Source organism: Mesorhizobium sp. M7D.F.Ca.US.004.03.1.1 (assembly GCF_003998635.1).
Lineage (GTDB): Bacteria > Pseudomonadota > Alphaproteobacteria > Rhizobiales > Rhizobiaceae > Mesorhizobium > Mesorhizobium loti.
Genome location: NZ_RZQG01000133.1, coordinates 1 through 9,953, shown reverse-complemented (window position 1 = coordinate 9,953; position 9,953 = coordinate 1). Strand labels below are relative to the sequence as shown.

General features: G+C 61.5%; 10 protein-coding genes. 5 read left to right on the top strand and 5 right to left on the bottom strand.

The window, feature by feature from the left end; translation table 11 throughout:
- Window positions 1-44: 44 nt before the first annotated feature.
- Window positions 45-401: a four helix bundle protein gene (locus EN935_RS10700; protein WP_281040328.1), complete on the bottom strand. Its 357-nt coding sequence runs from the start codon at window positions 399-401 to the stop codon at window positions 45-47.
- 34 nt (window positions 402-435) lie between these two features.
- Window positions 436-1,872: a glutamine synthetase family protein gene (locus EN935_RS10695; protein ID WP_164548587.1), complete on the bottom strand. Its 1,437-nt coding sequence runs from the start codon at window positions 1,870-1,872 to the stop codon at window positions 436-438.
- Between the two features lie 164 nt (window positions 1,873-2,036).
- On the opposite strand from EN935_RS10695, the gene EN935_RS10690 reads away from it, so the two are divergent.
- On the top strand, window positions 2,037-2,753 hold the full coding sequence (locus EN935_RS10690) for an HAD family hydrolase (RefSeq protein WP_109670247.1): 717 nt from the start codon (window positions 2,037-2,039) through the stop codon (window positions 2,751-2,753).
- Between the two features lie 71 nt (window positions 2,754-2,824).
- Here the strand turns inward: EN935_RS10690 and EN935_RS10685 are convergent, their stop codons facing one another.
- The 3 genes from EN935_RS10685 to aceA all read right to left on the bottom strand — a co-directional run bounded on the left by EN935_RS10685 (window position 2,825) and on the right by aceA (window position 5,100).
- The gene (locus tag EN935_RS10685; protein WP_245468839.1) at window positions 2,825-3,232 is read right to left on the bottom strand and encodes a response regulator; all 408 of its coding nucleotides are present in this window, start codon (window positions 3,230-3,232) and stop codon (window positions 2,825-2,827) included.
- A gap of 276 nt (window positions 3,233-3,508) precedes the next feature.
- The gene (locus EN935_RS10680) at window positions 3,509-3,751 is read right to left on the bottom strand and encodes a hypothetical protein (RefSeq protein WP_006202762.1); all 243 of its coding nucleotides are present in this window, start codon (window positions 3,749-3,751) and stop codon (window positions 3,509-3,511) included.
- Between the two features lie 59 nt (window positions 3,752-3,810).
- Window positions 3,811-5,100, bottom strand: coding sequence for an isocitrate lyase (gene aceA, locus EN935_RS10675; protein ID WP_127263956.1), 1,290 nt, complete (start codon window positions 5,098-5,100; stop codon window positions 3,811-3,813).
- A gap of 236 nt (window positions 5,101-5,336) precedes the next feature.
- On the opposite strand from aceA, the gene EN935_RS10670 reads away from it, so the two are divergent.
- From EN935_RS10670 to EN935_RS10655, 4 genes are all read left to right on the top strand, one after another.
- Window positions 5,337-6,785: an XRE family transcriptional regulator gene (locus tag EN935_RS10670; protein WP_109670238.1), complete on the top strand. Its 1,449-nt coding sequence runs from the start codon at window positions 5,337-5,339 to the stop codon at window positions 6,783-6,785.
- A gap of 135 nt (window positions 6,786-6,920) precedes the next feature.
- Entirely contained in the window at window positions 6,921-7,874 is a 954-nt protein-coding gene (locus EN935_RS10665; protein ID WP_127263955.1) for a DMT family transporter, read from the top strand.
- A 350-nt stretch (window positions 7,875-8,224) separates the two neighbouring features.
- Window positions 8,225-9,322, top strand: a complete 1,098-nt coding sequence (locus EN935_RS10660) for a polyamine ABC transporter substrate-binding protein (RefSeq protein ID WP_109670233.1) — start codon at window positions 8,225-8,227, stop codon at window positions 9,320-9,322.
- Window positions 9,323-9,403: 81 nt separating this feature from the next.
- On the top strand, window positions 9,404-9,953 hold a 550-nt coding region (locus EN935_RS10655; RefSeq protein WP_164771076.1), incomplete at its 3' end, for an ABC transporter ATP-binding protein.

Here is a 9,953-nt window from a genome sequence, read left to right as displayed (position 1 = left end):
GAGTAGGGGAGTAGGGCAGTAGGGCAGTAGGGCAGTAGGTGGGGCTATTCCGGTGACAGTTTTCGGATCAGAAGCCGCAAGAGCGTTCCTACGCTCTCACTGCGGGTCATCAATGGTTCGACCGTCTCGTGCGAGGCGATTCCGACGCGTTGCGCGATCAGCAGATGGGTCTCCAGTTCCTTGAGGGATCCCTGGGCGATCCTGAGAAATTGCTGATAGGAAGCTCGGCTTTCGCGCCCGTAACCTTCGGCAATGTTGGCGGGAACGGAGGTGGCTGCACGGCGTACCTGAGTCGTCAGTCCGTAAAGCTCATCCCTTGGCCAAGCTCTGGTTGTTTCGTAGATCGATACCGCCAGATCCATAGCTTGCTGCCAGACAATTAAATCCCTGTACGATTCAATCTTGGCTGCCCTACTGCCCTACTCCCTTATTCCCCTACACGTTGAGAAGCAGATACTCCCGCTCCCACGGACTGATCACTTCCATGAAAGTCTCGAATTCCGCGCGCTTGATCGCCGCATAGGTCGCGGCGAACGACTTGCCCAGATGCGCGCAGAGTTCCTCGTCGCCCTCGAACAGGTCGACGGCTTCGAGCAGGCCACGCGGCAGGTCGATCTCGTCCGCATTGGCGGTGGTCAGCACCGGAGGCTCGGCCTTGATCTTGTTGGTGATGCCGATCAGCCCGCAGGCAAGCGATGCCGCCAGCGCCAGATAGGGGTTGGCATCGGAGGACGGGATGCGGTTTTCGACGCGCCGTGCCGCCGGATCCGAGCGTGGCACGCGAAACGCCGTGGTGCGGTTGTCATAGCCCCATTTGTTGTTGACCGGCGCCGACGCCGCCTGTGTCAGCCGGCGGTAGGAATTGACATAGGGCGCGAACATCACCAGCGCGTTCGGCACATGCTTCTGCATGCCGCCGATGAAATGGAAGAAGGCTTCGGTTTCCGAGCCGTCCTCGGCCGAAAAGATGTTCTGTCCAGTCTTCTTGTCGATGATCGACTGATGGATGTGCATGGCGGAGCCGGGCTGCCCCTGGATGGGCTTGGCCATGAAGGTGGCATAGATCTCGTGCTTGAGTGCTGCCTCGCGAATGGTGCGCTTGAACATGAACACCTGGTCGGCCAGTTCGATCGGGTCGCCATGGCGCAGATTGATCTCCAGCTGGCCGGCGCCTTCCTCGTGGATCAGCGTATCGATCTCCAGGCCCTGGCTTTCGGAGAAATGGTAGATGTCGTCGATCAATTCGTCGAATTCGTTGACGCCAGCGATCGAATAGCCGGCGCCGCCGCCGATCGCGCGTCCCGAACGGCCGACCGGCGGGGTCAGCGGATAGTCCGGATCGGGATTCTTGCGCACCAGGTAGAACTCGATCTCGGGCGCCACCACCGGCTTCAGGCCGAGCTTGTCATAGGCAGCCACCACACGCTTCAACACATTGCGCGGCGTGAATTCGACCGAGCGTCCGTCCTGGTGGACGAGATCGCAGATGACCGCGGCCGTAGGGTCTTCTTCCCAGGGCACCACTGTCAGCGTCGACAGGTCCGGCATCAGTTTGAGGTCGCCGTCGTCTTCCGGGTAATGGAAGCCGTTGCCATCCTCGGGGTAGCCGCCGGAAATTGTCGTCATGAAGACTGCCGACGGCAGTGCTAGCGAGGTGTTGGAGGTGAATTTCTTCGATGGCATCATCTTGCCACGCGCGACGCCTGCCTGATCGGGCGTGATGCACTCGATGTCCTCGATGCCGCGCCATTCCAGCCAGGCGCTGACTTCCTTCCAGTTCTTGACGCCCCGTTGGTTTTTCACGAAGGCAGGCGTGCGGGCACGTCCTCCGCGGCTCGACGGACGGACTTCCTTTTTTGCAGGCGGCATCATTCACCAGATTGGGTTGCGGATTGTGGAGTATAGCCGTGCGCCCCTATGGAAGGGAAGGGGAGCCGCGTCGGGCATTGGCTGACGCGGTTGAAAATCGCTCCAATCGGCTTAGTTTCGGCCGTCCCAATTCCAATCGAGGCCCCCAATCTTAATCGAGAAATTGAATGCGGCGCGACAACAAACTGACGACGATCGGCTTCGACGCCGACGACACCCTCTGGCAGAACGAGCAGTTCTTCCGCCTGACGGAAAAGCGCTTTGCCGCCATGCTTGCCGATCATGGCGAAGAGGAGCACATCTCGGCACGATTGCTGGAGGCCGAAAGGCGCAACCTCGCCGTCTATGGCTTCGGCATCAAGGGGTTTACCCTGTCGATGATCGAAACGGCGGTCGAGGTCACGCAAGGCCGCGTGCCGGCATCGGTCATATCGGAAATTCTAGATGCCGGCCGCGAGATGCTGAGCCATCCGATCGAGGCCCTGCCGCACGCGCGCGAGACTGTCGAGAAGCTTGCCGGCGCATTCCGCCTTGTGCTGATCACCAAGGGCGACCTCTTCGACCAGGAGCGCAAGCTGACTGGCTCTGGCCTGGGCGATCTGTTCGATGCGGTCGAGATCGTCAGCGACAAGAGTGCTGCCACCTATAGCAGGCTCTTCAGCCGCCACGGCGATGGTCCGGCGAAAAGCATGATGGTCGGCAACTCGCTGAAGTCGGACGTGGTGCCGGCCATCGAGGCCGGCGGTTGGGGTGTCCATGTGCCGCATGAACTGACCTGGGTGCTGGAGCATGTCGAGGCGCCGGCTGCCGAACCGCGGTTCCGCCAGATATCCGATCTCGGACAACTGCCCGGACTGGTTGAAAGCATCGTGAGTGCAGGCTGATCGCCGGATCCAGCTATTTGTTTTCGCATTTCCGGACAGAAAACCGCCGACACACTTTTCCTGCAATTGCTCTAGCGGCCGATCAGGCGATCGATCACCGGTTGCAACCGTTCGGGCGTGATCGGCTTGGCGACCACTACGTCGATGATATCTGACAGGCCCAGGCTTTCCGTCGTGCCATTCTTGGTTGAAAGTAGGATCACCGGTGGCTGTGATTTGCCCGAGGCCCGCCGCAACGCGGCGATGCTGGACATCAGATTGTCGCAGTCCTTGTTGTCGGCGCCGCCGTCAAGGACAACCGCGCCGGGAATGAGGGACCGCAAGATCCTTGCCGCCGTGTCGGGAGATTCCGAAATCGGCTTGAGCCCGGATCGCTCGACGATCTTTGAAATCACCACGCGATTGATCGGCGATCTGCCGACGACAAGCACCTGCGACGGATCACGGATCGTCTCGGTGCTTGTGTCGCGGGTCACCAGATTTGGATGTCTTGGAGTCTCGCCTTCGCGATTCACTGGGCACACAAGTCGGCCAAGAAGCTCGTCCCTATTTCAATGCAGAGTTGAATCTCAGGCGCAATTGGCGTGAGATCGCGACCCATGTCAAGTTGAAATAAAAGGACCCAAAATCATGTCCGGGAGCAGTGAATTTAAAGCAACGCTACTGTACTCAACTGTCCACACGTGAATTTCATGAAAAGAAAATTCACCTGCGCAGAGGCTGCGCAGGTGATGGGTCGGTTGCAATGATTTCGATCAGCCGTGGCTCTGCTGTGTGACGATCACCGGGATCAGCAGATCGCCCCAGTTGCCGTCACCGCCGTGATGCCGTGCCGAGCGCACGAGCTCAACCGAGACGCCCGCCTCGACCGCCTTCATCACCGACTGGTTGAGGCGGTGCAGGTCGTTGGCCAGCATGCGGATCGTCGCTTGCTGATCGACGCTCATCGTCGTGGACTGTTCCTCGGCGCGTTCCTTGACACGGCTTATCGATGCCATTGGTCTTCTCCTTGTGTTCCAAGCCCTGTTGGGCGTTTCCTCTGTATTTCTGTGATCCGCTATTCCGCGGCCGGTTTGAACTGCGCGTGCTCGGTCGATTCATGCATGGCGGTGGTCGACGACTGGCCGCCGGTGATCGCCATCGACACGGCGTCGAAATAGCCGGTGCCGACCTCGCGCTGGTGCTTGGTCGCGGTGTAGCCATTGGCCTCGGCCGCGAACTCCGCCTCCTGCAACTCGGAATAGGCCGCCATCTGCCGCGCCTTGTAGCCGCGCGCCAGTTCGAACATGCCATAGTTGAGCTGGTGGAAGCCGGCGAGCGTGATGAACTGGAACTTGTAGCCCATGGCGCCGAGCTCCTTCTGGAACCTGGCGATCGTCGCGTCGTCGAGGTTCTTCTTCCAGTTGAACGATGGCGAACAATTGTAGGCGAGCAGCTTGTCGGGGTGATGCTTGCGCACGCCCTCGGCAAATTTCTTGGCCTGCACCAGGTCGGGCTTCGAGGTCTCGCACCAGATCAGATCCGCGTAAGGCGCATAGGCGATGGCGCGGGCGATGCAGGGCTCGATGCCGTTCCTGACATGATAGAAACCTTCTACCGTGCGCCCGGCGCCGTAGTCGACGAAAGGCTGGTCGCGTTCGTCTATGTCGGAGGTGAGCAGCTTTGCGGCTTCCGCATCGGTGCGCGCGACGACCAGGGTCGGCGTGCCCATCACGTCCGCCGCCAGGCGCGCGGCGCTGAGGTTGCGGATGTGCGCCGCGGTCGGGATCAGCACCTTGCCGCCGAGATGGCCGCATTTCTTTTCCGACGCCAGTTGGTCCTCATAGTGGACGCCGGCGGCGCCCGCCTCGATGAAGGCCTTCATGATTTCGAAGGCGTTGAGCGGTCCGCCGAAGCCGGCTTCCGCGTCGGCGACGATCGGCGCGAACCAGGTCTCGACCGAAAGCCCGTTGCCTTCGGACGTTTCGATCTGGTCGGCGCGCTGCAGCGTGCGGTTGATGCGCTTGACCAGTTCCGGCGCCGCATTGGCCGGGTAGAGCGACTGATCCGGATACATCGCGCCAGCCGTGTTGGCGTCGGCGGCAACCTGCCAGCCGGACAGATAGATCGCCTTCAGTCCGGCGCGCACCTGCTGCATCGCTTGGTTGCCGGACATGGCGCCGAGCGCGTTGACGAAATCCTCCTCGTGGATGAGCTTCCACAGCCGGTTGGCGCCCATTTCGGCGAGGCTCTGGCGGATCTGCACCGAACCGCGCAGCCGCTTCACATCCGCCGCGGAATAGGGCCGTTCGATACCGTCGAAGCGACCTTCCGGCGCCGATGGGACGAGGTTGTAAAAATCAGTCATTGGTCACTCCGAACGGTTTCTGCACCTAGGTCCGGGCATCAATCATCTGTGCGCCGGAATATGACTGAATTTACATTGCGGCGCGAAATGAGCCAGAAGAATCAAGGAAATCGCTAAAATATAAAGGAAAACCTGTGTTGCGTTTGACAGGCCTGCGCTGTAAATTTGTCACGCTTGTAAAGCACGACGCGGCGAGATCGCCGCGAAATTTGTGTAAATTCTGTCAAGGATAGTCGATGGCTGACCAGAAAATATTCGCCGGGCCGCGCATCCGCCGCATCCGCAACGCCAAGGGCCTGACTCAGACCGCGATGGCCGAGGGCCTTGGCATTTCGCCATCCTATCTCAACCTGATCGAGCGCAACCAGCGGCCGCTGACGGTGCAGCTGATCCTGAAACTGGCGTCCGTCTACAAGGTAGACCCACACGAACTGCAGGGCGAGGCAAGAGGGTCTGTCGCGGCCCTGAAGGAGGTGTTCACCGATCCTCTGCTGGTCGGCGAGCTGCCGGGCGATCAGGAGTTGATCGAGCTTGCCGATGCGGCGCCCAACGCGTCCGCGGCGGTGATAAAGCTGTTCCGCGCCTATCGCGAGCAGGCCGAGCGCCTGTCCGACCTCAACGAGCTTTTGGCGCGCGAGGGTCGGGCGACGGCGCTCTCCGGCGCCCGCCTGCCGATCGACGAGGTGCACGAGATTTTCGAGCGCCGGCCGAACCATTTTGTAGCCCTCGAGGAGGAGGCCGCGGCGTTCACCTCGGTGCTCGATCCCGGCGACGACCTGTTCGGTGCGCTGAAGGCCTGGCTGAAGCGCGAATACGGCATCGTCGTCAAGGTGCTGCCGGTCGCCACCATGCCGAACTGGCGCCGCCGTTACGACCGTCATTCGCAGCGCCTGTTCCTGTCCGAACGCCTGTCGCCGTTCGACCAGTTGCGCGAAGTCGCGATGGAGGCCTGTCTGATCCGCATGACGGTCGCGATCGCCGGCGAGATCCAGGCGCTCAAACTCACCACCGACGAAGCACGCCGGCTGGCCCGCTTCGAACTTGGCCGCTATGCGGCGCATGCACTGATGATGCCTTACCAGGCCTTTCACGCGGCTGCCGTGCGCGCCCGCTATGACATCGACGTCCTGCGTTCGCGCTTCGGTGTCTCCTTCGAACAGGTGGCCAACCGGCTGACCATGCTGCAGCGGCAGGGTGCCTCAGGCGTGCCGTTCTTCATGCTGGAGGTCGACAATGCCGGCAACCGCTTCCGCAAGGCCGGCAGCCAGGGCTTTCCGCAAAGCCGCTTTGGCGGCGGTTGTCCCAAACTGCCCGTGCATGTTGCCTTCACCCAGCCCGGCCAGATCTTCGTCGAGGCAGTGGAAATGCCCGACGGCGCCGAGTTCCTGTGCATCGCCCGCACGCTGGAAGGGCCGCAAGGCGCGTTCTCGGAACGCCCGCGCCGCACCGCGTTGCTGCTCGGTTGCGACATCGGCTTTCGTGACGACATCATTTACGGCGCGGCACTGCCCGGCGTGGTTACCTCCGCAAAGGCCGAGGCCGGCAGTGTAGCGGCGACGCCGGTCGGGCCTGCCTGCCGGCTTTGCGAACGCGTCGGCTGCCTGGCGCGCGCCGAACCACCGGTGACGCGTCCGCTTGGCCTCGACGAGATGGTGACGGGCTTGAGCGCCTTCGATTTCCAGTAACGCCACGGCAAGGTGCCACAATTGTCGCCGGTCGCTGGCTCACCCCCGGCCGGCATCTTTGCGTTACGCGAACAGGGCACCTTTTCGTCGTCCCTTGCGCATCGTCCCGTCCACAAAAGCCCGACAGTCGCGCCCATGACCGACACCGCATCATCGCCGATCCTTGCTTCCTCGACCGTCCCGCAGCGGGAGGAGCGCATCGGCTTCCTGCTGGTGTTCCTGTCGGCGCTGATGTGGAGTTTCGGCGGCACCATCGCCCGCTTCATCACCGCCGGCGACAGCTGGACGGTTATTTTCTGGCGCTCCGTCTGGGCGGCCGCCTTCCTGATCTGCTTCATGGTCTGGCGCGACGGCTGGCGCGGCATGCTGAAAATGTTCCGCGACATGGGCCTGCCCGGCCTTGCCGTCGGGATCTGCTTCGCCACAGCATCGACCGCCTTCGTCGTGGCGCTTACCTACACCACCGTCGCCAACATCCTGTTGATGCAGGCCGGCGTGCCGTTGCTGGCGGCGCTGTTTGCCTGGGCGTTGTTTCGCGAAAGGGTTGGTGCCGCGACCTGGGTGGCGATTGCCGCCGTCATCGCCGGAGTCGCCATCATGGTGTCGGAATCGCTTGATGGCGCCGTTTCGCCGATAGGCGACGGGCTGGCGCTGTTGATCGCGATCATGTTCTCGATCGCCACAGTCATAACCCGGCGGTTTTCCAGCGTGCGCATGACGCCGGCAACGTGCCTCGGCACCATGCTTGCGGCAGGCTTTGCCGCCTCACAGGCATCGACATTCGCTGTATCGGTCAGTGACATGGGCTTTCTCTTTGCTTTCGGCGTGGTCAATCTCGGCGTTGGTCTCGCGTTCTTCGCCACCGGCGCACGGCTGATCCCGGCAGCCATCGCGGCGCTGCTCGGCACGTTCGAGCCGATCCTCGGCCCGATATGGGTCTGGCTTATCCATTCCGAGGTGCCGTCGGCGCGCACCATCATCGGTGGCGCGGTGGTGGTGACGGCGTTGCTTGTCCATATCGGGCTCGAATTCAAGCGCCAAACACGGCCCGAGCGCGCTGGGGTCACCGGGGTGCCATCGCCTAATTGAGGCGGCGCGCAGCTTTGCCATTGACAACTTCGTAGCCGCGCGGGCAGGCTGGGAATACGGCAACAACAAGACAGGCGTATCTTGCCAAGTCTCCCAGCCGGTCAGATCGAGACCGGACCATATCGTCGTATCTCTGCCCGCGCCATGGCGAAAGCCTCTGACGGCATAGGCACGCCTCCCAAGCCGCCGCAGGGACACAGAGCCATCTCTTGTCGCTCATCGAACCGCCTGCATAGTGTCGGCAGTTCGCGCTTGTCGCCCCTTGGAAAGCTCAATAGTCTGAAACAAATGCCCGGTCGCGCGGCTTCCGCGACGAGCCGGCGAAGGAACACTCACCAAAGGAGAATAGCATGATCCGCAAAGCGCTCTGGCTTTCGGCAACCTCGGCATTTCTGACGCTTTTCACCGTCGGCGGTCACGCCGAAGACCGTGTCGTCAACGTCTTCAACTGGTCGGACTATATCGACAGTTCGATCATCGACGATTTCACCAAGGAAACCGGCATCAAGGTCGTCTACGACACCTTCGATTCCAACGAAATCCTTGAAACCAAGCTGCTTGCTGGCGGCAGCGGTTATGACGTCGTCGTGCCCAGCGGCAATTTCCTTGCGCGCCAGATCCAGGCCGGGGTGTTCCAGAAGCTCGACAAGTCGAAGCTGCCGAACATTTCCAACATGTGGGACACGGTTTCGGAGCGCACCGCCAAATATGACCCCGGCAACGAATACTCGGTCAACTACATGTGGGGTACCGTTGGTCTCGGCTACAACATCAAGAAGGTGCAGGCGGCACTCGGCACCGACAAGATCGACAGCTGGGATGTCTTCTTCAATCCCGACAGCCTAGCCAAGTTGAAGGACTGCGGCGTCTATGTGCTGGACTCGCCAGCCGACATCATCCCGGCGGCACTGAAATATCTCGGCCTCGACCCGAACAGCACGTCATCAGATGACATCGCCAAGGCCGAGGAGGCTTTGCTCAAGGTCCGGCCTTATATCAGGAAGTTCCACTCCTCCGAATACATCAACGCGCTCGCCAACGGCGATATCTGCCTGGCGGTCGGCTGGTCGGGTGACGTGTTCCAGGCCCGCAACCGCGCGGTCGAGGCCAAGCAAGGCGTCGAGATCGGCTATTCCGTGCCGAAGGAGGGCGCTCAGATGTGGTTCGACCAGATGGCGATCCCTGCCGACGCGCCGCATGTCGCGGAGGCGCTCGAGTTCATCAATTACATGATGAAGCCGGAAGTTATCGCCAAGTCGTCGAATTACGTGCTCTACGCCAACGGCAACAAGGCGTCGCAGCAATTCGTCGACAAGGCACTGTTGGATGATCCTTCGGTCTATCCCGATGCCGAGACGATACAGAAGCTCTACACCGTCTCGCCATACGATCCCAAGACCCAGCGCGTGATCACGCGCACTTGGACCAAGATCGTTACTGGCCAGTAAGCAATCTGACATGGTCCCGGCAGCCACCTGCCGGGACCATTCTTTCTGGGGCAAGAAGCAAGAATCAGGACGGAGTGGGACATGAAATCGCTTGGCAGCATCCGCAGGGATTTTGCGCCGTGGAACGACCCGAACGCCAAGCCATACATCCAGTTCGACAACGTCACTAAGAAGTTCGGTGACTTCACCGCCGTCAACAATCTGTCGCTGACCATCTTCGAGCGCGAGTTCTTCGCTCTGCTCGGCGCCTCTGGCTGCGGAAAATCGACGCTGCTCAGGATGCTCGCCGGCTTCGAGGAGCCGACAGCCGGCCGCATCCTGCTCGATGGGCAGGATATGCGTGGCATCCCGCCCTACCGGCGGCCGGTCAACATGATGTTCCAGTCCTATGCGCTGTTCCCGCACATGACGGTCGAGAACAACATTGCCTTTGGCCTCAAGCAGGACGGCATGCCGAAGCCCGAGATCGCGTCGCGCGTTGCCGAGATGCTGAAGCTGGTCAAGCTCGAGCAGTTCGCCAAGCGCAAGCCGCATCAGCTGTCCGGGGGCCAGCGCCAACGCGTAGCGCTCGCCCGCTCGGTCGCCAAGCGGCCGAAGGTGTTGCTGCTCGACGAGCCACTCGGCGCATTGG